The organism is Polaromonas sp. C04 (assembly GCF_002002705.1).
In the GTDB taxonomy this organism is placed as follows: Bacteria; Pseudomonadota; Gammaproteobacteria; order Burkholderiales; family Burkholderiaceae_C; genus Rhodoferax_A.
This window is the reverse complement of sequence record NZ_MUNS01000017.1, coordinates 1-21,253: the sequence shown is the minus strand read 5'-3', so window position 1 is coordinate 21,253 and position 21,253 is coordinate 1. Positions and strand designations below refer to the sequence as shown.

Annotated in this window: 21 protein-coding genes and 3 tRNA genes; 13 read left to right on the top strand and 11 right to left on the bottom strand. The window is 65.4% G+C overall.

Annotation, left to right across the window (positions count from 1 at the left end):
* Positions 1-128 precede the first annotated feature (128 nt).
* Genes B0E49_RS00810 through B0E49_RS00770 form a run of 9 tightly spaced genes read left to right on the top strand, consistent with a single transcriptional unit; the run spans position 129 to position 8,678 of the window.
* Positions 129-1,433, top strand: coding sequence for an NAD(P)/FAD-dependent oxidoreductase (locus B0E49_RS00810; protein ID WP_077560074.1), 1,305 nt, complete (start codon positions 129-131; stop codon positions 1,431-1,433).
* Positions 1,430-2,260: a DUF1365 domain-containing protein gene (locus tag B0E49_RS00805; protein WP_077560079.1), complete on the top strand. Its 831-nt coding sequence runs from the start codon at positions 1,430-1,432 to the stop codon at positions 2,258-2,260. Before B0E49_RS00810 ends, B0E49_RS00805 begins: the two co-directional genes overlap by 4 nt.
* Positions 2,257-3,483, top strand: a complete 1,227-nt coding sequence (locus B0E49_RS00800) for an SAM-dependent methyltransferase (RefSeq protein WP_077560073.1) — start codon at positions 2,257-2,259, stop codon at positions 3,481-3,483. The genes B0E49_RS00805 and B0E49_RS00800 overlap by 4 nt, the downstream gene beginning before the upstream one ends.
* Positions 3,480-4,040, top strand: coding sequence for a chalcone isomerase family protein (locus B0E49_RS00795; protein WP_077560072.1), 561 nt, complete (start codon positions 3,480-3,482; stop codon positions 4,038-4,040). Before B0E49_RS00800 ends, B0E49_RS00795 begins: the two co-directional genes overlap by 4 nt.
* Complete coding sequence (locus B0E49_RS00790; protein ID WP_077560071.1) at positions 4,037-5,338, top strand: MFS transporter; 1,302 nt, start codon at positions 4,037-4,039, stop codon at positions 5,336-5,338. The genes B0E49_RS00795 and B0E49_RS00790 overlap by 4 nt, the downstream gene beginning before the upstream one ends.
* Positions 5,335-5,871 carry a DUF3833 domain-containing protein gene (locus tag B0E49_RS00785; RefSeq protein WP_077560070.1) on the top strand — a complete coding sequence of 179 codons (537 nt, stop codon included), beginning with the start codon at positions 5,335-5,337 and terminating at the stop codon, positions 5,869-5,871. The genes B0E49_RS00790 and B0E49_RS00785 overlap by 4 nt, the downstream gene beginning before the upstream one ends.
* Positions 5,872-5,875: 4 nt before the next feature.
* On the top strand, positions 5,876-6,658 hold the full coding sequence (locus B0E49_RS00780; RefSeq protein ID WP_077560069.1) for an SDR family NAD(P)-dependent oxidoreductase: 783 nt from the start codon (positions 5,876-5,878) through the stop codon (positions 6,656-6,658).
* Between the two features lie 2 nt (positions 6,659-6,660).
* Entirely contained in the window at positions 6,661-7,113 is a 453-nt protein-coding gene (locus B0E49_RS00775) for a nuclear transport factor 2 family protein (protein WP_077560068.1), read from the top strand.
* Positions 7,114-7,151: 38 nt separating this feature from the next.
* Positions 7,152-8,678 carry a cryptochrome/photolyase family protein gene (locus tag B0E49_RS00770; protein WP_077560067.1) on the top strand — a complete coding sequence of 509 codons (1,527 nt, stop codon included), beginning with the start codon at positions 7,152-7,154 and terminating at the stop codon, positions 8,676-8,678.
* Positions 8,679-8,734: 56 nt separating this feature from the next.
* Here the strand turns inward: B0E49_RS00770 and B0E49_RS00765 are convergent.
* The 9 genes from B0E49_RS00765 to folC form a co-directional block, all read right to left on the bottom strand.
* Positions 8,735-8,811, bottom strand: a tRNA-Asp gene (locus B0E49_RS00765).
* Between the two features lie 91 nt (positions 8,812-8,902).
* A tRNA-Glu gene (locus tag B0E49_RS00760) sits at positions 8,903-8,978 on the bottom strand.
* Positions 8,979-9,065: 87 nt separating this feature from the next.
* Positions 9,066-9,141 (bottom strand) — tRNA-Ala (locus B0E49_RS00755).
* Between the two features lie 76 nt (positions 9,142-9,217).
* Positions 9,218-10,606, bottom strand: a complete 1,389-nt coding sequence (gltX, locus tag B0E49_RS00750) for a glutamate--tRNA ligase (RefSeq protein WP_077560066.1) — start codon at positions 10,604-10,606, stop codon at positions 9,218-9,220.
* Positions 10,603-11,820, bottom strand: a complete 1,218-nt coding sequence (locus B0E49_RS00745) for an O-succinylhomoserine sulfhydrylase (protein WP_168174974.1) — start codon at positions 11,818-11,820, stop codon at positions 10,603-10,605. Before B0E49_RS00745 ends, gltX begins: the two co-directional genes overlap by 4 nt.
* Before the next feature lie 10 nt (positions 11,821-11,830).
* A complete protein-coding gene (purF, locus tag B0E49_RS00740) occupies positions 11,831-13,333 on the bottom strand; it encodes an amidophosphoribosyltransferase (RefSeq protein WP_077560064.1) in 1,503 nt (500 codons plus the stop codon).
* 10 nt (positions 13,334-13,343) lie between these two features.
* Positions 13,344-13,832, bottom strand: a complete 489-nt coding sequence (locus B0E49_RS00735) for a CvpA family protein (RefSeq protein WP_077560063.1) — start codon at positions 13,830-13,832, stop codon at positions 13,344-13,346.
* Between the two features lie 14 nt (positions 13,833-13,846).
* Positions 13,847-14,653 carry an SPOR domain-containing protein gene (locus tag B0E49_RS00730; protein WP_077560062.1) on the bottom strand — a complete coding sequence of 269 codons (807 nt, stop codon included), beginning with the start codon at positions 14,651-14,653 and terminating at the stop codon, positions 13,847-13,849.
* A gap of 11 nt (positions 14,654-14,664) precedes the next feature.
* Positions 14,665-15,954, bottom strand: coding sequence for a bifunctional tetrahydrofolate synthase/dihydrofolate synthase (folC, locus tag B0E49_RS00725; RefSeq protein WP_502688687.1), 1,290 nt, complete (start codon positions 15,952-15,954; stop codon positions 14,665-14,667).
* A 170-nt stretch (positions 15,955-16,124) separates the two neighbouring features.
* Here folC and B0E49_RS00720 point away from each other — a divergent pair, with 170 nt between their 5' ends.
* Both B0E49_RS00720 and B0E49_RS00715 read left to right on the top strand, forming a co-directional pair.
* The gene (locus B0E49_RS00720) at positions 16,125-16,472 is read left to right on the top strand and encodes an ArsC family reductase (RefSeq protein ID WP_077560060.1); all 348 of its coding nucleotides are present in this window, start codon (positions 16,125-16,127) and stop codon (positions 16,470-16,472) included.
* A gap of 155 nt (positions 16,473-16,627) precedes the next feature.
* Entirely contained in the window at positions 16,628-17,314 is a 687-nt protein-coding gene (locus tag B0E49_RS00715; RefSeq protein ID WP_077560059.1) for a glycine zipper 2TM domain-containing protein, read from the top strand.
* A gap of 9 nt (positions 17,315-17,323) precedes the next feature.
* Here the strand turns inward: B0E49_RS00715 and B0E49_RS00710 are convergent, their stop codons facing one another.
* The gene (locus B0E49_RS00710; RefSeq protein WP_077560058.1) at positions 17,324-18,148 is read right to left on the bottom strand and encodes an anti-sigma factor; all 825 of its coding nucleotides are present in this window, start codon (positions 18,146-18,148) and stop codon (positions 17,324-17,326) included.
* Positions 18,149-18,157: 9 nt separating this feature from the next.
* Positions 18,158-18,715, bottom strand: coding sequence for a sigma-70 family RNA polymerase sigma factor (locus B0E49_RS00705; protein WP_502688688.1), 558 nt, complete (start codon positions 18,713-18,715; stop codon positions 18,158-18,160).
* A 192-nt stretch (positions 18,716-18,907) separates the two neighbouring features.
* Here B0E49_RS00705 and ppnP point away from each other — a divergent pair, with 192 nt between their 5' ends.
* Both ppnP and argG read left to right on the top strand, forming a co-directional pair.
* Entirely contained in the window at positions 18,908-19,225 is a 318-nt protein-coding gene (ppnP, locus tag B0E49_RS00700; RefSeq protein WP_077560056.1) for a pyrimidine/purine nucleoside phosphorylase, read from the top strand.
* Positions 19,226-19,242: 17 nt separating this feature from the next.
* A complete protein-coding gene (gene argG / locus B0E49_RS00695; protein ID WP_077560055.1) occupies positions 19,243-20,580 on the top strand; it encodes an argininosuccinate synthase in 1,338 nt (445 codons plus the stop codon).
* The last annotated feature ends 673 nt before the right edge of the window (positions 20,581-21,253 follow it).

Below are 21,253 nucleotides of genomic sequence, written 5' to 3'. Positions count from 1 at the left end.
CGACCAATGCAAATAACCTCGATCTTCGACCTTCCGGCAGTCACAGCGCTGTTGCCTTTATCGCGTTTGGCGCGGATGGCGGCCCGCAGACCCATCGCGACCGCCGAACCGTTCTCCCGGAGCGCGTCATGAAGGTGGCGATCGTCGGCTCCGGTATCTCCGGCCTGGCCGTGGCCCACAAGCTGCAGGGCCACGCCGACATCACCCTGTTCGAGGCGAGTGACTATTTTGGGGGTCATACCCACACGGTCGATGTCACGCTGCCCACGCCGCAGGGCGAGATCACGCACGGCGTGGACACCGGCTTTCTGGTGTTCAACGAGCGCACCTATCCCCGTCTGATCGCGCTGCTGGCCGAACTGGACGTGAGCACCGCCAAGTCGGACATGTCGTTCTCGGTCCAGGTGCCGGGCGCCTTGCGCGGGCGCGCGCTGGAGTGGAGCGGCTCCAGCCTGTCCACCGTGTTCGCCCAGCCCAGCAACCTGGTGAACCCGCGTTTTCTGGGCATGCTGGCGGACCTGCTGCGCTTCAATGCGCTGGCCAGCCGCATCGCCGGCGCCAACGAAGAAGCCGCGCTGACGCAGCCGCTGGGTGAGTTCCTGAAGGTGCACCGCTTTGGCGACGCCTTCCGCGACTGGTATTTTTTGCCCATGCTGGGCTGCATCTGGAGTTGCCCCACGGAGCAGATGCTCCAGTTTCCGGTCGCCACCATGATCCGCTTTTGCCACAACCACGGCCTGCTCCAGGTGAGCCGCCGGCCCCAGTGGCACACCGTGCAGGGCGGCGCCAGGCACTATGTCGACAAAATCGTCGCGCGCATCGCGCACAAGCGTCTGAACACCCCGGTTCGCCGCATCGAGCGCGACGCCGCGGGCGTCCGGGTGGTGCTTGATTCCGGCGCCGAGCGCTTTGACCGGCTGGTGCTGGCCACCCACTCCGACCAGGCGCTGGCCCTGTTGCACGACGCCACGGCGCAGGAGCGCGAGGCGCTGGGCGCCATACGCTACCAGCCGAACCGGGCCGTGCTGCACACCGACGCCTCGGTGCTCCCCGAGCGGCGCATCGCCTGGGCCGCCTGGAACTACGAGCGCGCGCAAGACAGCGGAAGCGAATCCGCACGTGTCTGCCTGCACTATCTGATCAATCGGCTGCAGCCTGTGCCATTCGGCCAGCCCGTGGTGGTGTCGCTGAATCCGGTGCGCGAGATTGCCGCGCAGCATGTGATCGGCGAGTACGAATACGACCACCCGGTCTTTGACCTGCAGGCCATCCGTGCCCAGCAGCAAGTGGCGCTGCTGCAGGGTGAACACCACACGTGGTTTTGTGGCGCCTGGACGGGTTACGGCTTCCATGAAGACGGGCTCAAGTCGGGCCTGGCCGTGGCCCAGGAGCTGCTCGCAGAGATCGAGGCGCCGTGGGCGCAGGCCGCATGAATCATCCGCCCGCGTCCCGTGTGCCGGCCCCGCTGATTGGCTTTGGCCAGGTGCGCCATACGCGGCTGCGCCCCAGCCATCATGCGTTTGCCTACCCGACGTTCTTCCTGATGCTGCCCATGCGCAGCCTGCAACAGGCGGGCAGTGATGTGCTGGCCGTGAACCGGCGCGGCGCACTGAGTTTCCATGACACCGACCACGGCGACGGCCGCAGCGCAGGGGAAGGCGGCGCGCTCGCCTGGATCGATGCATTGCTGCGCGCCGAAGGCATTGAAGACGCCGCGGGCGAGGTCTGGTTGCACTGCTATCCCCGCATGTGGGGCTACTCCTTCAAGCCCGTGAGCTTCTGGTATTGCCACGCCGGCGACGACAGCCTGCGCGCCATCGTGGTCGAGGTCAACAACACCTTTGGCGAACGCCACTGCTATCTGCTCGATGCGCCGCGCTACGGCACCGAGCTGCACGCGCAGAAGGTGTTCCATGTCTCGCCGTTTTGCGAGGTGGACGGCAGCTACCGCTTTCGCTTTCTGCGCACCCGGCACGCCGGGGAAGACCGCACGGTGGTGCGTATCGACCACGACGACGCCACCGGACCCCTGCTGCAGACCAGCGTCAGCGGCACGCTGCTGCCCGTCAGCGCGCGCACCCTGCGCCGCGCCCTGTGGGGCTATCCAGTCATGACGCTGGCCGTAATCGCGCGCATTCACTGGCAGGCGCTCAGGCTGTGGTTCAAGCACGTGCGCTTTCACCACAAGCCCGAAGCGCCCACGCGCTCTGTGACACGTTGTTCAGACCCCTCTTCATCACTCCCCACACCACTGCCATGAACAGCACCACTGCCTCCCCTCACCGCGTGCGCATGCTGCCACCGGGTATTCCGGCCGCCGCACGCACGGCCCTGAAGTTGCTGCAGCGCCTGGAAAAAGGCTCGCTCACGATGCAACTGCCCGACGGCTCGCTGCGGCACTTTGGCCACGGCGGCGGTCCCGCGGCGACGCTCACGCTGCGGAACTGGAATGTGTTTGGCGCGGCGCTCAAGTCCGGCGACATCGGCTTTGCCGAAAGCTACATCGCGGGCGACTGGACTACCGCACACCTGACTGAACTGCTGCAGCTGTTCATCGCGAATCGCCAGCAGATCGAAGGCGTGATCTACGGCAGCTGGGCCGGCCGGTTGCTGTACCGCATCAGGCATCTGCTCCATCGCAACACGCGCGCCAACAGCCAGAAGAACATCCACGCCCACTACGATCTGGGCAATGCCTTTTACGGCCTGTGGCTGGACGACACGATGAACTACTCGTCGGCGTGGTTCGAGGGCAACCCGCAAGGTGACATGCGTACGGCCCAGCAGGCCAAGGTGCGCCGCGCGCTGCGCATGGCCGGCGTGAAGCCCGGCGACCGCGTGCTGGAAATCGGCTGCGGCTGGGGCGCCTTGGCCGAGATGGCCACCACGGAATTCGGCGCCTCGCTGACGGGCGTGACGCTGTCCACCGAGCAGCTGGCTTTCGCGCAGCAGCGCATGGCGCAGCACGGCGTGGCAGAGCGGGCCGATCTGCGGCTGCAGGACTACCGCGACATCCATGACGGGCCCTTTGACGCCATCTGCTCGATCGAAATGGTGGAGGCCGTGGGCCGCGAATACTGGCCCACCTACTTCCAGGCCGTGAAGCGGCTGCTCAAGCCCGGCGGCCGCGCCTGCATCCAGAGCATCGTCATCGACGACAGCCTGTTCAAGCGCTACATAGCCTCCACCGACTTCATCCAGCAGTACATCTTTCCCGGTGGCTGCCTGCCTTGCCCGAGCGAATTCCGCCGCGAGGCCGAGGCTGCCGGCCTGCGGGTGCAAGACGAATTCGCCTTCGGCCAGGATTACGCGGAAACCCTCAGGCGCTGGCGCGAACGCTTCGTCGCCCGGCGTGCGCAAATCCTGCAGCTGGGCTTTGACGAACGCTTCATGCGCATCTGGGAGTTCTACCTGTGCTACTGCGAAGCCGCGTTTTCCATGAACAACACGAACCTGGTGCAATTCACTCTGCTCAAGCCATGACTATCAAAACGATAGCTGCTCGCGCTTGTACCGCCTGCGCTACAGTCGCTTTTTGCCTGGCAACTGCGAGCGCGCAACCGGCCGGACCTGGCGCGCCGCTGCCCGGCGCGCATCTGGCTGGACAGGGCACACTGCGCTTTTTCGGTCTGGAGGTCTACCGCGCGCGCCTGTGGGTCAGCGCCGGCTTCCGGCCCGAGGATTACGCGGCTCATCCCCTGGCGCTGGAGCTTGCCTACCAGCGCGACTTCACGGCGCAAGCGATTGCCCGGCGCTCGATTGAGGAAATGCGCCGCGTAGGCCCGTTCACCGCGCAGCAGGCCACGCGCTGGCAGCAGGCGCTGCAGGCAGCGCTGCCCGATATCAAGGCCGGCGAGCGGATCACCGGGCTGTACCGGCCCAGCCAAGGGGTCCTGTTCCAGATGCAGGGCCGCACTGTCGGTGAGGTGGCAGACCCTGCGTTTGCACGCCTGTTCTTCGGCATCTGGCTGTCGCCGCAAACCTCCGAACCGGGCTTGCGCGAGGCCTTGCTTGCCACCCTGGCACCGGGGCAGCCATGAAGGGGCTGTCAGTTGAAGTCCCCACCCGCCAGGGTCTGGCCTGCTACGGGTTGCTCGGATTGCCACTGGCCTTTGTCGCCCTGCCGCTTTATGTCTTGCTGCCCAATCACTACGCGCGCGAATTCGGCATGCCGCTGGCCACGCTGGGCGCAGTGCTGCTGGCGGCGCGACTCTTCGACGCCGCCATCGATCCGCTGCTCGGACGCCTGAGCGACTGGCTGTTTGCCCGTTCCCCGCACGCCGTGCTGGCGGCAGGGGCGCTGTCTGCGCTGGGGCTGGCGCTGGGGCTTGCCGGGCTGTTCTTCCCGGCGGTCGCGGGGCCACGCGCACTCATCGTCTGGGCGGCCGCCTTTTTGCTGATCACCTACACGGCCTACAGCCAGCTCAGCATTGCCCACCAATCCTGGGGCGCCCGGCTCGGTGGCGACGAATTGCAGCGCGGGCGCATCGTGGCGTGGCGTGAGGGCTGCGGCGTCTTCGGTGTCGTGTTGGCCTCCCTGCTGCCGGCGCTGCTGGGACTACCAGTCATGCTGGGCGTTTTTGCCGTCACACTGGTGCTTGGCTGGCTGGCCTGGACGAGGGCGCCATCGCCAACGGCACCTCCGGGCCGCGCCACGAAGGCGGTGGCCAGCCTGTGGCGGCCCTGGGGCAGCGCCGCCTTCCGGCGCCTGCTCGCAGTGTTCATGCTGAACGGCATCGCCAGCGCCGTGCCGGCCACGCTGGTGCTGTTTTTCATCCAGGACAGGCTGCAGTCGCCGCCAGCGCAGCAACCGCTTTTTCTGGGCACCTATTTTCTCTGTGCGGCGCTGTCTATTCCGCTGTGGCTGCAGGTGGTGGCGCGCTGGGGACTGGCCCGCACCTGGCTGGCGGGCATGCTGCTGGGGATTGCGGTGTTCGCCGGCGTCGCCGGCCTGGGCAAGGGCGACACGGCGGCGTTCCTGCTGGTGTGCGCGCTCTCCGGCGCCGCGCTGGGCACCGACCTGGCGCTGCCCGGCGCGATGCTGACCGGGGTGATTGCCCGGCAAGGTGACAACGGCCGGTTTGAGGGCGCCTACTTTGGCTGGTGGAACTTTGCCACCAAGCTGAACCTGGCGTTGGCCGCGGGTCTGGCGCTGCCGCTGCTGGGTGCGCTGGGCTATTCCCCCGGCACGCGCAGCCCCGAGGCGCTCCAGGTCCTGGGCCTGGCCTACGCCATCCTGCCTTGCGCACTCAAGCTGCTGGCGGCAGCGTCGCTGTATTTCCTCATCATCCGCCGCCCGGCTCCCGGACGCATTCTCATCCCCAAAGGCACACCATGATGCAACGACGTTTCCTTCTCTCGGCAGCCATTGCCGCGCCGGTCGCCCTGGCCGGCTGCGCCAGCCAGACGCTGGCGGACTATTCCGGCGAAAAGCCGCCACTGGACCTGGCGCAATATTTCAACGGCCGCATCGACGCCCACGGCATGTTTCAGGACCGCAGCGGCAAGGTTGTCAAGCGCTTCACGGTGCTGATGGACTGCCAGTGGAATGGCAATCAGGGCGTGCTCGACGAAGCATTCACCTATTCCGACGGCAGCAGGCAACGCCGCGTCTGGCGACTCACCAAAGATGCGCACGGCCGCTATACCGGCACCGCCGGCGATGTGGTCGGGCAAGCCGTGGGGCAGACCTCGGGCAATGCCTTCCGCTGGAACTACACGCTGAATCTGCCGGTGGACGGCAAGGTCTACGAAGTGCAGTTCGATGACTGGATGTACCTGATGGACGATCGCGTCATGCTCAACCGCGCCACCATGAGCAAGTTCGGCGTCCGGCTGGGCGAAGTCACCTTGTCTTTCACGAAGCGCTGAGGCGATGAGTCTCAACCCCCGCATCAGCCACTGGCAGGGCCGCAGGGCCTGGCTGGTCGGCGCCTCCAGCGGCATCGGGCGCGCCACGGCATCGGCCCTGCACGCGCGGGGTGCGCAGGTGGTGGTATCGGCACGCGGCGAAGCTGCACTGCAGTCTTTTGTCGACCAGCACCCCGGCGCCAGGGCGTTGCCACTCGACACCGCCCGCCGCGAAGACGTGCAGATCGCTGCCGCCGAAGTGCTGACACAGGGACCGCTGGACCTGGTCCTGTACTGCGCAGGCCACTATCACGAAATGCGCGCCACGGCCTTCGACCTGGACGAAGTGCTGCGCCACCAGCAGATCAACACCCTCGGCGCGCTGCATGTGTTGGGCGCAGTGCTGCCCGCCATGGTCGACGCCGCGCACCACGGGCGAGCCGGCCACCTGAGCCTGGTCAGCAGCGTGGCCGGTTTTCGCGGTTTGCCGAAAAGCCTTGCCTATGGGCCTACCAAGGCCGCGCTGATCAACCTGGCCGAGGTGCTGTACCTGGATCTGCATGACCTCGGCATGGGCGTGAGCGTGATCAACCCCGGCTTCGTCGCCACCGCCCTGACCGCCGGCAACGACTTCCCCATGCCGGCGCTGATTTCGCCCGAGGCTGCGGCGCAGGCCATCGTGCACGGCTGGGAGCGGGGCGAGTTCGACATCCATTTTCCCAAGCGCTTCACCCGCGTGATGAAGCTGCTGCGACTGCTGCCGTACCGGCTCTACTTCCCGGCCGTGCGCCGCTTCACCGGACTTTGACCATGCCGCCCACTGCACTCCCCGACACCGGCACGGCGGTGGCCCGCATCGTGGCATTTTTTGAGCAGCTCACGCCCGACAGCGTGGACGACATCGGCAGCATCTACGCGCCCGATGCGAGATTCAAGGATCCGTTCAACGAGGTGCAGGGCATCGCGCTGATCCAGCGCGTCTACCAGCACATGTTCGAGTCGCTGCAAGAACCGGGATTCAAGGTCACCGGCCACGTGGTACAGGGCGCGCAATGCTTTCTGACGTGGGACTTCATGTTTCGCTTCAAGCGTTTTCAGCGCTCAGTCCCGCAAACCGTGCGCGGTGCTTCGCATCTGGAACTGAATGCGCAGGGCCTCATCACACGGCACCGCGACTACTGGGATGCCGCCGAAGAGCTGTACGAAAAAATTCCCGCACTCGACGTGCTGATGCGCTGGCTCAAGAAGCGCGCCAACCGCTGAGCCCCGCCGCTTCGCCTCAACACAGTGCGTTCAAACCCGTGACCTCCGCCCTTGTCTGGTTTCGCCGCGACCTGCGCTGCTTCGACCATGCCGCCCTATACCAGGCGCTGCGCTTTGCTGACCGCGTCTACTGTGCCTTTGTGTTCGATACCGACATCCTGGACGCGCTGCCAGAGCGCCGGGATCGGCGCGTGGAATTTATCCACGCCAGCCTGCGCGAGCTCGACGGCGCGCTCCACGCCCTGTCGCTGGCCGCCGGGGGACAAGGCGCCGGCATCCTTGTGCGTCACGGACGCGCTGTCGATTGCATCGTGCAACTTGCCCGGAACCTGGGGGTCAGCCAGGTTTTTACGAATCGCGACTATGAGCCCGCCGCCATCGAACGCGATCGCCAGGTGGCAGCGCGCCTGGCCGCCAATGGCATTGCCTTCGCCGACTTCAAGGATCAGGTCATTTTTGAGCGCGGCGAGGTGCTGACGCAGAGCGGCAAGCCGTTCAGCGTCTTCACGCCGTACCGCAATGCCTGGCTCAAGAAGCTGGACGATTTCCAGCTCCAGCCCTACCCGATCGCCAAGTACGCCGCGCGCCTGGCACCCAAGCCCACCGGTGAAGTGCTGCCCGCGCTCAGCTCCATCGGTTTCGAAGCGACCGACCTCGCCCGGCTGCCGCTCCCCACCGGCATGCGCGGCGGCAAACAGTTGTTCGAGGATTTCTGCACCCGTATGGACGGCTACCGCCAGGCACGTGACTTTCCGGCACGCAAGGGGGCGTCCTACCTGTCGGTGCACCTGCGCTTTGGCACGGTGTCGGTGCGGGAGCTGGCCGCCCACGCACAGCGCCGGGGTGGCGAGGGAGCGGCCACCTGGCTGTCCGAGCTGATATGGCGCGACTTCTATCACATGATCTTGTGGCATCACCCGCATGTCGCCGGGCATGCTTTTCGCCCGGACCATGAGCACATCGTGTGGGATGACGCGCCCGAGCTGTTCGCGGCCTGGTGCGAGGCGCGCACCGGCTACCCACTGGTGGACGCGGCCATGCGCCAGTTGCATCAGACCGGCTACATGCACAACCGCCTGCGCATGGTGGTGGCGTCTTTTCTGACCAAGAGCCTGGGCATCGACTGGCGCCTGGGCGAGCGACACTTTGCGCGCCACCTCAACGACTACGACCTGGCGGCCAACAATGGCGGCTGGCAGTGGGCCGCTTCCACCGGCTGCGACGCGCAGCCGTGGTTTCGCATCTTCAACCCGGTCACCCAGTCACGGAACTTCGACCCGCAGGGGCGCTTCATCCGCCGCTACCTGCCCGAACTGGCACGCGTGCCCGACAGGTTCATCCATGCGCCGGCGGCCATGGGCACGGCGGACCAGGCCGCAGCCGGGGTGCACATCGGTGTCGACTACCCAGCCCCGGTCGTTGACCATGCGAGAGCCCGCCAACGCACCCTCATGCGCTTCAGCTTTGCCACTGCAAAAAACCGGGGACAAACGGAGCCCAACGCCATGCCGGCTGCCACACCGAAGGGCCTTCGGAGTAGCACCGACGTTTCGCAGCGCGGGTAGCACGAAATTAAAAAAGCCGCTGTAAATCAACGATTTACAGCGGCTTTTCTTTTGAATGGCGGAGTGGACGGGACTCGAACCCGCGACCCCCGGCGTGACAGGCCGGTATTCTAACCAACTGAACTACCACTCCTGGTAGATAACGTTCACTCTTGCGAGTCAAGTCGCCTGCCCTTGCGGGCAAACCGTTACCGACTTGTGCCTTGCTCATCCATCGATGAATTTGGCGACCCTACGGGGATTCGAACCCCGGTACCTACCGTGAAAGGGTAGTGTCCTAGGCCTCTAGACGATAGGGTCAAAACCTGGGAACTTCGCTGCAAACCTGAATTAACAACTTCGATCTCTAACTCGAAAATCTCGCGATCTCCATAACTCAAAAATTGGTGGTGGAGGTAAACGGGATCGAACCGATGACCTCTTGCATGCCATGCAAGCGCTCTCCCAGCTGAGCTATACCCCCCGAACTTCCGGCACTGGCAATACCTGCGCCGTCAATTTCTGAGCCTTGAATTATAGCTTGAAATTTGGCGCCAATATCAAATTGCGCCCAGGCGCGATATCACAACTTCGCGCGTACACAACGCCAGCACCGCATCCAGCGACGGCGTCTGGGCCGTGCCCATGACCAGCACCCGCACCGGCATCGCCAGTTGCGGCATTCTCAAGCCCTGTGCGGCCAGCACTTCCTTGATGGCCGCGGCGATGGAGACCTTGTCCCACGCGCAGGCTCCGAGCTTTTCAGCGAGCAAGGCCAGGGCCGGCTTGATGGCCTCGGTGACGTGCTGCGCTTTTTCTTCGGGTTTGGGACTGATATCGGTATAAAAAGCGGCGGCCCAATCGGCCAGCGCCACGAGGGTGTCACAGCGATCCTTGAACAGCGCGCAAATCAGCGGCAGGCGGTCGTCGGCCGCAACGCCGCGCTTGTGCAGCACGGCGGCGACCAAAGGTGCCAGCGCATCATCGGCCATCGCCTTCAGATGCTGGGCATTGACCCAGCGCAGCTTGGCCTCGTTGAACTGCGCCGCGCTCTTGCCCAGGTGATCCAGGTTGAACCATTGCAGGAACTGCGCGCGGCTGAAGATTTCATCGTCACCATGCGACCAGCCCAGCCGCGCCAGGTAGTTCACCATCGCATCGGGCAGGTAGCCCTCCTCGGCGTACTGCGTGACGGGCTTGGCGCCATTGCGCTTGCTCATCTTTTCGCCCTGCTCGTTGAGCACGGTGGGCAGATGCGCGTACACCGGCGGTTCCTTGCCCAGGGCATGGAAGATGTTGATCTGGCGCGGCGTGTTGTTCACGTGGTCGTCGCCGCGGATCACATGCGTGATGGCCATATCCATGTCGTCCACCACCACACAGAAGTTGTAGGTCGGAGTGCCATCGGGACGTGCGATCACAAGGTCGTCGAGCTCGTCGTTGCTGATTTCGATGCGCCCCTTGACCTTGTCATCCCAGACCACCGAGCCGCTCTGCGGATTCTTGAACCTCAGCACGGGCTGCACACCTGCCGGCACCGGCGGCAGCGTCTTGCCCGGCGCGGGGCGCCAGGTGCCGTCGTAGCGCGGCTTTTCTTTTGCGGCCATCTGGCGTTCGCGCAGTGCATCGAGTTCGGCCACGCTCATGTAGCAGGGGTACACATGGCCGGCGGCTTGCAGGTCCGCCAGCACGGCCTTGTAGCGATCCATGCGCTGCATCTGGTAGAACGGGCCTTCGTCATAGTCGAGTCCGAGCCAGCGCATGCCTTCGATGATGACGTCGACCGCGGCCTGGGTCGAGCGCTCCAGGTCCGTGTCTTCGATGCGCAGGATGAAATCGCCGCCCGTGGCACGCGCGAACGCCCACGGGTACAGCGCCGAGCGGATGTTGCCCAGATGGATGAAGCCGGTCGGCGACGGCGCAAAGCGCGTGCGGATTTTCTGCGTCATGGCAAGGTATCCAGCCCGCGCGCGAGGTCGGCCTTCAGGTCGTCGATATGCTCCAGCCCCACGGCCACGCGGATCAGGCCCTGGCCGATACCGGCGGCCTGGCGTTGCTCCTCGGTGAGGCGCCCGTGCGAGGTGCTGGCCGGGTGCGTGATGGTGGTCTTGGTGTCGCCCAGATTGGCGGTGATGCTGCACACGCGGGTGCTATCGATCAGGTGGAAGGCGTTTTGGCGCGCCGCCTCGGGGCTCGCGCCCTTGACGTCGAACGACACCACGGCGCCGCCCAGACCGGACTGCTGGCGCATTGCCAGCGCGTGCTGCGGATGCGACTTCAGGCCCGAATAGTGCACACGCGCGATGGCAGGTTGCGCTTCGAGCCACGTGGCCAGCGCCAGCGCGCTGGCGCTTTGCGCCTGCATGCGGATGGAGAGCGTTTCCATACCCTTGAGCACGATCCAGGCGTTGAAGGCCGACAGCGTCATGCCGGCGCTGCGCAGCACGGGCACGAGCTTTTCTTCGATCAGCTGCTTCGATCCGCAAATCGCACCGGCCATCACGCGCCCCTGGCCGTCGAGGTACTTGGTGCCCGAGTGAATGATCAGGTCGGCGCCGAACTTGACCGGCTGCTGCAGCGCCGGCGAGCAAAAGCAGTTGTCCACGGCGAGCAGCGCTCCGGCCGCGTGCGCCACATCGGCCAGCGCCTGGATGTCGCATACGTCGGTCAGCGGGTTGGTCGGCGTCTCGGCAAACAGCAGCCGCGTGTTGGGCTGGACCGCGGCCCGCCATTGCGCTACATCGGTCTGCGACACGAAAGTAGTCTGCACGCCGAACTTGCCGAACTCGCCGCCAATCAGCTTGATGGTCGAGCCGAACACCGACTGCGAGCAGATCACATGGTCGCCCGCCTTGAGCAAGCCCATGCACAGCAGCAAAATCGCCGCCATGCCGCTGGCTGTGCCGACGCAGGCCTCGGTGCCTTCGAGTGCGGCCAGCCGCTGTTCCATGCTGGTCACCGTCGGGTTGGTGAAACGCGAGTAGGTAAATCCTTCTTCCTCGCCGGCAAAACGGCGCACCGCGGTCTCGGCATCGGACTGGATGAAGCTGCTAGTCAGGTACAGCGCCTCGGAGTTCTCGCCGTATTGGCTCTTGTCCACGGCCACACGCACGGCCAGCGTGTCGCGGTGCAAATTGGGGGGTAGCGCTCTTTCAGTCACGATTCAAACCTTTTTAAACTTCCTGGGCGTTCGGCAGCGCCAGGCGCGAGGTGTCTTCCTCACCCTCCTGCGCGCCAACGCGTTGTTGATTCATTCGAGCGATGTCGTCGGAGGTGATGTCGCCGGTCACGTACACGCCGTCGAAGCACGAGGCGTCAAAACCCGCGAGCTGGGGATTGAGCGAGCCGATGGCCCTTTTCATCGCATCCACATCCTGGTAGATCAGGGCGTCGCAGCCGATGATCTCGCGGATCTGTTCCACGCTGCGGTCGTGCGCCACCAGCTCGTCCTTGGTCGGCATGTCGATACCGTACACATTGGGATAGCGCACCGGCGGCGCCGCACTGGCCAGATAGACCTTGTTGGCCCCCGCATCGCGCGCCATCTGCACGATCTCGCGACTGGTCGTGCCGCGCACGATGGAGTCGTCGACCAGCAGCACGTTGCGGCCCTTGAACTCGCTACCGATGGCGTTGAGCTTCTGGCGCACCGACTTCTCGCGCGCCGCCTGCCCCGGCATGATGAAGGTGCGCCCCACATAGCGATTTTTGACAAAGCCTTCGCGGTACGGAATACCCAGCAGATGCGCCAGTCGTGTGGCGCTGGGCCGGCTCGATTCGGGGATCGGAATGACCACGTCGATCTCACTGGGCGGCACCGTGGAGACCACGCGCTTGGCCAGCGACTCGCCCAGATTCAGCCTAGCCTGGTAAACCGAAATGCCGTCCAGCACGGAGTCGGGCCGGGCCAGGTACACGAACTCAAAAATGCAGGGGAATTTTTTCGGCGAGTCCGCGCATTGCTGTGCGTGGACCGTGCCCTGCAAATCGACAAAGATCGCCTCGCCCGGCTCCACGTTGCGCTCGAACTTGTGCGCCGTGCCTTCCAGCGCGACCGACTCACTGGCCAGCATCACCGTGCCGGGGCTGGTTCCCATGCACAGCGGGCGAATGCCGAACGGATCGCGAAACGCCAGCAGGCCATGCCCCGCGATCATGGCGACCACGGCATAGGAGCCGCGCACGCGCCGGTGCACCTGGCGCACCGCGGCAAACACATCTTCGGGATTGAGCGGCAGCCCGCGCGTTGCCTTGTCCAGCTCGTGCGCCAGCACGTTGAGCAGCACCTCGGAGTCGCTCTCGGTGTTGATGTGGCGGTGGTCGGTCAGGAAGACCTCTGCCTTCAAGGCCTGCGCGTTGGTCAGGTTGCCGTTGTGCACCAGCACGATGCCGAACGGCGCATTGACATAAAACGGCTGTGCTTCCTCTTCGCTGTAGGCATTGCCGGCGGTCGGGTAGCGCACCTGGCCCAGGCCGCAGTTGCCGGGCAGCGCGCGCATGTTGCGCGTGCGAAACACGTCGCGCACCATGCCCTTGGCCTTGTGCATGAAGAACTTGCGTTCCTGCTGTGTCGCGATGCCGGCCGCGTCCTGGCCCCGGTGCTGCAGCAGTAGCAAGGCGTCGTAGATCAACTGGTTCACTGGGGCGTTGCTGACAACGCCGACGATTCCGCACATTACGTGATCCTCATGAAGGAAGATACCTTCCAAACTTTTCCGGCAACACCGGTTTCAACTCCCTGAGTGCCGACGTCAGCACGGTGGCACCCTGCGATGCCTGCCACCACTCGCCGGTCTTGAGCGCCGTCAAATTCACCACGACTGCCATCGCCAGCAGCAAGATCGCGCCGCGCAGCAGGCCAAACGCGGCGCCCAGCGTGCGGTCCACCGGACGCAGACCCAGCGCCTCGACCAGCTTCTTGGTCAGCCAGGCCAGCAAACCGCCCGCAAACACGGCCGCCACAAACACCACCACAAACCCTGCCGCATGGCGCATCGGCTCCGAAACGTTGTCCAGCGGCATCATCTGCGCCGCGGCTGGCGCATACCACTGCGCCAGCCAGAAGGCGGCCACCCAGGCCAGCAGCGACATCGCCTCGTAGACCAGCCCGCGCAAGGCGCCGAGCAGCAGCGACGCCAGCAGCACCGCCAGCAAAATCCAGTCCAGCGTGGCCATCGGGCACCCTCACCTCACAAGGTGAGGATGGCGGCGGGCAATTCCAGCCCCTTGATTTTTCCGGCCGCCTTGTCCGCCTCGGCCCGGCTGCCAAACGGGCCCACGCGCACACGGATGCGCTTGCCGTCCTTGGTCTCCACCACCTGCGTATAGGTCTTCAATCCGGTTTTTTCAACCTTCTGGCGCGCCTCATGGGCCTTGCTTGCATCGGCAAAGGCACCGACCTGCACCACGAAGCGGCCTGCTTCGCTGGCGGCAGGGGTCGCCGCCGCGGTCTTGCCGTCCAGCAGGGCTTCGGCCTTGGCGCCATCCCCGGCGCGCGCGGCGGTCTTGGCTTCGGGCTTGGGGGCCGGTTTGGGTTCTGTCTTGATCTGGGCTTTCGCCACCGGCGCTGAGGGGGCCTTCTCGACCTTGGGTTCAGGCTGGGGCGCGGGCGTATCGGCCACCACCTCTTCCTTGGCCCCCAGACTGGCGGGAGCCGGCACTTGCGCTGCCGGCCCACTTGCCGTCGCCGGGGCGGGCGGATTCACGGCAGCCGCACCGACCGTGGGCGCTGCCGCCGGCGGGGGCGCCGGAATCACCAGTGGTTTGACCTGGTTCTTGTCGGGAATCTCGATCGGGATATCGACCGCGATCGGCCGCGGCTGGGTGTCGAACACCAGCGGGAAGCCCACCACACCGATCGCCACCAGCACCGCCGCGCCAATCAGGCGGTGCTTGGCGCGCTGGCGCATCGCCTCGATGCTTTCGGACTTGACAGCGGCGGGTGCCTTGTCGTCGCCCCGCTTGCGGCCGGGCAGCGGAAACTTGAAAAAAGCCATGAAGTGAAGACTCAGGCGTTCAGGTGTTTGGCGTGAAGACGGGGAATCCCGTCTCTCAGGACGCCACCCACGGTATAGAACGATCCAAAGACCACAATTCTATCAGCGGGGCCTGCCGCGGCGAGCGCCGCCTGCATGGCCGCAGTCGGGTCCGGCCAGGTGCTGGCGAGCACGTTTTTGCCGGTTTCACGCGATTCCCACGCGGCCATCAACCCGGCCGCCGTCTGTGCCCGCGGCGTGGGCAGATCCGTGAAATACCAGCGATCCACAAGGGGTCCCATGCGCGCCAGCATGGGCATCAGGTCCTTGTCGGCCATGACGCCGAAAACGGCATGCGTGGCGTGGAAGAAGCCCATGGCATCGAGGTTCGCAGCCAGTGCCGCCACCGCGTGCGGGTTGTGCGCCACGTCGAACACCAGTGTGGGCTGGCCCGGAACGATCTGGAAGCGCCCGGGCAGCTCGACCATGGCCAGTCCGTTGCGCACGGCCTGGGCCGTCACGGGCAGCCGCTCGCGCAGCGCCGTGAGCGCGGCCAGCACGCCCGAGGCATTCATCAGCTGGTTGGCCCCGCGCAGCGCGGGATACGCCAGACCGCTGTAACGCCGTCCGCGCCCGGCCCAGCCCCATTGCAGCTTGTCGCCCGAATAATTGAAGTCGGTGCCGAAGCGCCACAGGTCGGCGCCCAGCGCCTGCGCGCGATCGAGCACGCTTTGCGGCGGCACCGGATCGCTCACGATGACGGGACGCCCGGCGCGCATGATGCCGGCCTTCTCCAAGCCGATGCTCTCGCGGTCCGGTCCCAGGAGTTCCATGTGGTCGAGGGCGATGCTGGTGATCACCGCGCAGTCGGGGTCGATGATGTTGACCGCGTCGAGGCGCCCGCCCAGGCCCACCTCCAGAATCGCCACGTCGGGATTCGAGCGCGCCATCACATCGAGGATCGCGAGCGTTGAAAATTCGAAATACGTCAAGGAAATATCACCCCTGGCCTGCTCCACACGTTCGAATCCCGCTATCAAATCAGTAGCTTTCGAGATCTCGCCATGAAGCCGCAGCCGCTCCTCGAAGTGAACCAGATGCGGCGAGGTATAGACGCCGGTGCGGTAGCCCGCCTGCAGCGCGATGGCCTCCAACATGGCGCAGGTCGAGCCCTTGCCATTGGTGCCGGCCACGGTGATCACCGGGCAGTCGAAGTGGATGGCCATGCGCTCGGCCACCTGCCGCACGCGCTCCAGACCGAGGTCGATGCTTTTCGGATGCAGGCGCTCGCAATGCGCCAGCCAGTCTTGTAGTGTGTTCATACGGGAGGGTATTGTCCGCGCGAAACCGCCGGGGTGGCTCGGACCGCCGCAAAAACCCCGCGAACGCCGCGCTCGTCAGAGCCGCTTCATCGAGTGGAAACCATCTTCAAGAGAGATGGCGCGAAAATACGCCGGAATCAAAATTTGTAATCCACCCTCCCTGGCCACCCATGATCACCCTGTACGGCATTCCCAACTGCGACACCGTCAAGAAGGCGCGCGCCTGGCTCAACGCCCAAGGCGTCGACTACCGGTTTCACGACTTCAAGAAACAGGGCGTGCCCGAGCCCCGGCTGCAAGCGTGGATCCAGGCCGTGGGCTGGGAAAAGCTGGTGAATCGCCAGGGCACGACGTGGCGCAAACTCGATGCGGCCACGCAATCCGCCGTGACGGACGCGGCCAGCGCCAGCGCGCTGATGCACGCGAACGTGAGCGTGATCAAGCGGCCGGTGGTCGAATGGGGCGCACAGACCACCGTGGGTTTCGACGCCGGCGTCTGGGCCACGCTGCTGCCTTGATCCGCAGCATCAACTTTTACCCAAGGTTTACCGAACTGCGCCTCGAATAGCGGCTCTGACAAGCCTAGACTTGACTTGGGCCGGCGGGTGTTGTTCCCGCCTGCCGCGGCGCCAGGGCGTCAAGTTTCGGGACGGTTTTGCTACAGGAGATGGTCATGAAAAAACTGCTTGTGTTGTCCGCCTTGCTGGCCGCAGCAGGTTTGTGCTCGGCGCAGGAAATGGGCCGCGTGATTTCCAGCACGCCGATCATGCAGCAGGTCGCGGTGCCGCACCAGGTGTGCGGCACCGGCCAGGTGGTCAGCCAGGCGCCCACCAGCGGCGCCGGCGCCCTCGTTGGCGCGATTGCCGGCGGCGTCGTGGGCAATGCGATCGGCGCCGGCGCTGGTCGGGCGGCGGCCACCGCGATTGGCGCCATTGGCGGCGCGGTGGTCGGCAACAGCGTCGAGGCCGCGGGCCAGACGCAGGTGCAGAACGTGCAGCAATGCGGCACGCAGTTCTCGTACGAGACCCAGCCCGTCGGCTACAACGTGGTGTACGAGTACGCGGGCAAACAGTATTCGGTGCAAATGGCCAATGACCCGGGGCCGACCGTGCCGCTGCAGGTCTCGCCCGTCGGCGCGACGCCTCCCACGGCGAACAACTACGGTGCGCCGCCAATGGATGGATCGCAGGTCGTGACCGCGCCCGCTTATGTGGCGGCGCCCGTGGCGTACCCCGGGTATTACCCCGGGTACTACTACCCGCCCTACCCCTACTATGCGCCGGTGGGCGTTGCGCTCAACTTCGGTTTTGGCGGCTACTATGGTGGCCATGGCCACTTTGGCGGCCGCCGCTGGCGCTGATCACTGCATTTATAGCGCCGTCGACAGCAGCGCACCCTTGAACAGCACCGGGCCCTTCGCGGCCGTACCCGGTGGCACTCCCCCCTTGGACTCCAGCGTGATGGCCAGCGCCGGCACGCCCCGCACTTCGCCTTCGCTGGCCGCCAGCCGGACCACCTTGCCGTCACCCAACACCCCGAGAGATTTTGCCGGCCCCGCGGGTGGCAAGGCCCATAGCTGCAGCGACTTGTCGGACGCTTCCTGATAGCTACCCACGCGCTTGAGCGTGAGGGTCCGGTTTTTCGGATCGAACGTCGCCAGCATCGAGGGCGCGGCCTTGTCGTCGGCCAGCACGGCCACGTACTGGATCTCGGGCGTGGCCTTGAGCTGGGCGGCAAGTTTGGCGTTTTGCTGCGCCACTTCGGTGCCCTCCCGGGTGACCTGCGCGAGCTGGACGCTCTGGCGGTCCACCTGACGACTCAGGTTGACGCCCACCAGCACGGCGGCCACGCTGGCCAGCGCGCCCGCAAAGGCCGCGCCCCGCCACAGGCTCAGGGCCCGGCGAAGCTTGTCGAAGAGGGGTTTCTCCTGCGGCGCGACCGGTGCAGCGCGGGTCTGCGGCTGCGCGGCCAGCAGGTTCTCGATGCGCTTCCACACATTCGGGCCGGGCACCTCGCCGGCCTGCAGCTCCGTCATGGAGGCAAAGCGCTCCTGCCAGATCAGGGCGCTGGCGCGCACGGTGGGGCTGGAGCGCGCCAGCGTTTCGAAGCGCCGGCGCGCACCGCCGCGCAGGGTGCCCAGCGCATAGCCGGCCGCGAGCTGCTCCAGCAATAGAGGATTGTCAAGAATGTTCATATCGGCGCATCAGGCAAAACGGGCCATGCAGCCGCGCAGCTGGTCCAGTCCGCGCCGGATCCAGGTCTTGACCGTGCCCAGCGGCAGCTTGAGCTGTGCGGCGAGCTCGCTGTGGCTCAGGTCGCGCAGATAGGCCAGGCTGACCACTTCGCGCTGGCGCGCTTCCAGCTTGCGCAGGCACTCGTGCAGCGCCCAGGCCTGCTCGCTCGCCTGTGTGGTGTCCATGGGGTTCGGGCCGTCGCCGGCCACGGTATCGTTCACAAAGTCGTCCAGCGCCTGGCCCTGGTCCGCCCGCTGGCTGGCACGCCGACGCAAAAAGTCGAGCGCGCGACTGCGCACCACCACGCCCATCCAGGCCATCGGCGGACTCAGCGAGGCGCGGTAGTCGCCCGCGATACGCCAGATATTCAGGTAGGCCTCCTGCAGCACGTCTTCGGCCCAGCCGCGGTTGCCCACCACGCGCAGGGCCACGCCGTACAGCTTGGCGGAGGTCAGGTCATACAGCTCGCGCAGGGCGGCCTGGGCATCGGCACCATGGTCGGGAAGGCGGTCGATCAGGGCGATCATCTGGAGGTCTTGGGTGTCGTGGGCCATGGCTGGATTGTCGGGCCTGTCATACCTTACGCAAACCCCCGCGCATCGGATTCAGGCCTGGTGCGCCGCCCGAAGCGCCCGGGTACCCTAAAATTGATGGTTTATCCCCACAGCGCCGCGCCGGATCGTGCGCCCGGGCGCCGCCAGGAAAGCAGCCACATCACCATGACTACCGACAAAATCGACGGCGTGTCCGTCACGACCCAGGCCAGCGTCTATTTCGACGGCAAGTGCGTGAGCCACGGCATCACGTTTCCCGACGGCACGAAGAAATCGGTGGGCGTGATCCTGCCTGCCACGCTGACCTTCAGCACCGGCGCGCCCGAGACCATGGAATGCGTGGCCGGCGCCTGCGAGTACAGGCTGGCCGGCAGCGACGTCTGGGTCAAATCCGGCCCCGGCGAGACATTCAGCGTGCCCGGCAACACGAAGTTCGATATTCGCGTCACCAGCGCCTACCACTACATCTGCCACTACGGCTGAGCAGAGGAATTTCCACCATGGCCACCATTCTCCAAAACCTGCCCGCCGGCCAGAAAGTCGGCATCGCCTTCTCCGGCGGCCTGGACACCAGCGCCGCGCTGCACTGGATGAAGCTCAAGGGCGCCGTGCCCTATGCCTACACCGCCAACCTGGGCCAGCCCGACGAGCCCGACTACGACGAAATCCCGCGCAAGGCGATGCAGTACGGCGCCGAGAAGGCGCGCCTGATCGACTGCCGTCAGCAACTGGCCGCCGAGGGCCTGGCCGCGCTGCAGGCCGGCGCCTTCCACATCACCACGGCCGGCGTGACCTACTTCAACACCACGCCGCTGGGCCGCGCCGTGACCGGCACCATGCTGGTCGCCGCCATGAAGGAAGACGACGTCAACATCTGGGGCGACGGCAGCACCTACAAGGGCAACGACATCGAGCGCTTTTACCGCTACGGCCTGCTGACCAACCCCTCTTTGAAGATCTACAAGCCCTGGCTGGACCAGCTCTTCATCGATGAGTTGGGTGGCCGCGCCGAGATGTCGGCCTTCATGACCCAGGCCGGCTTCGGCTACAAGATGTCGGCCGAGAAGGCCTACTCGACCGACTCCAACATGCTGGGTGCCACGCACGAAGCGAAAGACCTGGAGCACCTGTCCAGCGGCATGAAGATCGTCAACCCCATCATGGGCGTGGCGTTCTGGAAAGACGAAGTCGAAGTCAGGCGCGAGGAAGTCACGGTGCGCTTCGAGGAAGGCCGCCCCGTTGCCCTGAACGGCGTCGAGTACCCCGATCTGGTCGCGCTGATCCTGGAAGCCAACCGCATCGGCGGGCGCCACGGCCTGGGCATGAGCGACCAGATCGAGAACCGCATCATCGAGGCGAAAAGCCGCGGCATCTACGAGGCGCCCGGCCTGGCGCTGCTGTTCATCGCCTACGAGCGGCTGGTCACCGGCATCCACAACGAAGACACCATCGAGCAGTACCGCGACAGCGGCCGCCGCCTGGGCCGCCTCTTGTACCAGGGCCGCTGGTTCGACTCGCAGGCCATCATGCTGCGCGAAACCGCCCAGCGCTGGGTGGCGAGTGCCATCACCGGTGAGGTCACGATCGAGCTGCGCCGCGGCAACGACTACTCCATCCTCAACACCGACTCGCCGAATCTGACCTACCAGCCCGAGCGCCTGAGCATGGAAAAAGTCGAAGGCGCGTTCACCCCGCTGGACCGCATCGGCCAGCTCACCATGCGCAACCTGGACATCACCGATACCCGCGCCAAGCTGGGCATTTATGCCAAGACCGGTGTGCTGTCGCTCGGTACGGGTGGGGATTTGCTGAAGTTGTCGGGGGACAAAAGTAAGTGATGATTTAGGCCTGTAGCCCTTGCCGGGCGTGCACCGTCAGCTACTGAATTCATAGTAAATCATTTGTCATTTTCGGCTCTATTGCTGTCATTCCCGGCTCAGTTACTGTCATTCCCGGCTTGACCGGGAATCCACGGTAATGAAGCATTGGCCTTTGCAAGGGCCGCTGGCCGGGTTGCGCCCCGGCGGGCGCCTCACTTTTCTTTGCTTCGCCAAAGCAAAGTAAGCAAAAGAAAGGCGAGCCGGATTCGTCGGCCCTGCGGGCACGCTGCGTTGCTCGATCCGGGCGGGGTGCGCAGAAACTCGCTGCGCTCAAACATCTGCGCCCCTGATCCGCCCGGCTCTGCGCTACTCGCCTCCTCATAACGGCGTGGGAGCAGTCAAAACTGCCAATACCAATACGACAAGTACGCGCCATGGCGCGTACTTGTGGGGCCTCGTGTTCGGCATCGAAATCGTCTTGGGTCTTGGTACCGGTATTGGTTGCCGGTATTCGGCTCCCCGCCATTCAGGCACGGCTGAGCAGCGCAGGGGCAAGCGGATCAAGAAGCGCGCGCTGTCTGAGCCCGCAGGGCGAGTTTGCGCGCTTCCCGCTGGCCCCGAGCAGCGCAAGGAACCCCGAAGGGGCCGTGTCTGCGGCTGCCCTTTCTTTTGGTGACTTTTCTTTGGGCAC

Bases quoted from the DNA above. Each gene is read 5' to 3' on its own strand.
- B0E49_RS00810 (WP_077560074.1), top strand. From the start codon at position 129: ATGAAGGTGGCGATCGTCGGCTCCGGTATCTCCGGCCTGGCCGTGGCC.
- B0E49_RS00805 (WP_077560079.1), top strand. From the start codon at position 1,430: ATGAATCATCCGCCCGCGTCCCGTGTGCCGGCCCCGCTGATTGGCTTT.
- B0E49_RS00800 (WP_077560073.1), top strand. From the start codon at position 2,257: ATGAACAGCACCACTGCCTCCCCTCACCGCGTGCGCATGCTGCCACCG.
- B0E49_RS00795 (WP_077560072.1), top strand. From the start codon at position 3,480: ATGACTATCAAAACGATAGCTGCTCGCGCTTGTACCGCCTGCGCTACA.
- B0E49_RS00790 (WP_077560071.1), top strand. From the start codon at position 4,037: ATGAAGGGGCTGTCAGTTGAAGTCCCCACCCGCCAGGGTCTGGCCTGC.
- B0E49_RS00785 (WP_077560070.1), top strand. From the start codon at position 5,335: ATGATGCAACGACGTTTCCTTCTCTCGGCAGCCATTGCCGCGCCGGTC.
- B0E49_RS00780 (WP_077560069.1), top strand. From the start codon at position 5,876: ATGAGTCTCAACCCCCGCATCAGCCACTGGCAGGGCCGCAGGGCCTGG.
- B0E49_RS00775 (WP_077560068.1), top strand. From the start codon at position 6,661: ATGCCGCCCACTGCACTCCCCGACACCGGCACGGCGGTGGCCCGCATC.
- gltX (WP_077560066.1), bottom strand. From the start codon at position 10,606: ATGACGCAGAAAATCCGCACGCGCTTTGCGCCGTCGCCGACCGGCTTC.
- purF (WP_077560064.1), bottom strand. From the start codon at position 13,333: ATGTGCGGAATCGTCGGCGTTGTCAGCAACGCCCCAGTGAACCAGTTG.
- B0E49_RS00735 (WP_077560063.1), bottom strand. From the start codon at position 13,832: ATGGCCACGCTGGACTGGATTTTGCTGGCGGTGCTGCTGGCGTCGCTG.
- B0E49_RS00730 (WP_077560062.1), bottom strand. From the start codon at position 14,653: ATGGCTTTTTTCAAGTTTCCGCTGCCCGGCCGCAAGCGGGGCGACGAC.
- folC (WP_502688687.1), bottom strand. From the start codon at position 15,954: ATGAACACACTACAAGACTGGCTGGCGCATTGCGAGCGCCTGCATCCG.
- B0E49_RS00720 (WP_077560060.1), top strand. From the start codon at position 16,125: ATGATCACCCTGTACGGCATTCCCAACTGCGACACCGTCAAGAAGGCG.
- B0E49_RS00715 (WP_077560059.1), top strand. From the start codon at position 16,628: ATGAAAAAACTGCTTGTGTTGTCCGCCTTGCTGGCCGCAGCAGGTTTG.
- B0E49_RS00710 (WP_077560058.1), bottom strand. From the start codon at position 18,148: ATGAACATTCTTGACAATCCTCTATTGCTGGAGCAGCTCGCGGCCGGC.
- B0E49_RS00705 (WP_502688688.1), bottom strand. From the start codon at position 18,715: ATGATCGCCCTGATCGACCGCCTTCCCGACCATGGTGCCGATGCCCAG.
- ppnP (WP_077560056.1), top strand. From the start codon at position 18,908: ATGACTACCGACAAAATCGACGGCGTGTCCGTCACGACCCAGGCCAGC.
- argG (WP_077560055.1), top strand. From the start codon at position 19,243: ATGGCCACCATTCTCCAAAACCTGCCCGCCGGCCAGAAAGTCGGCATC.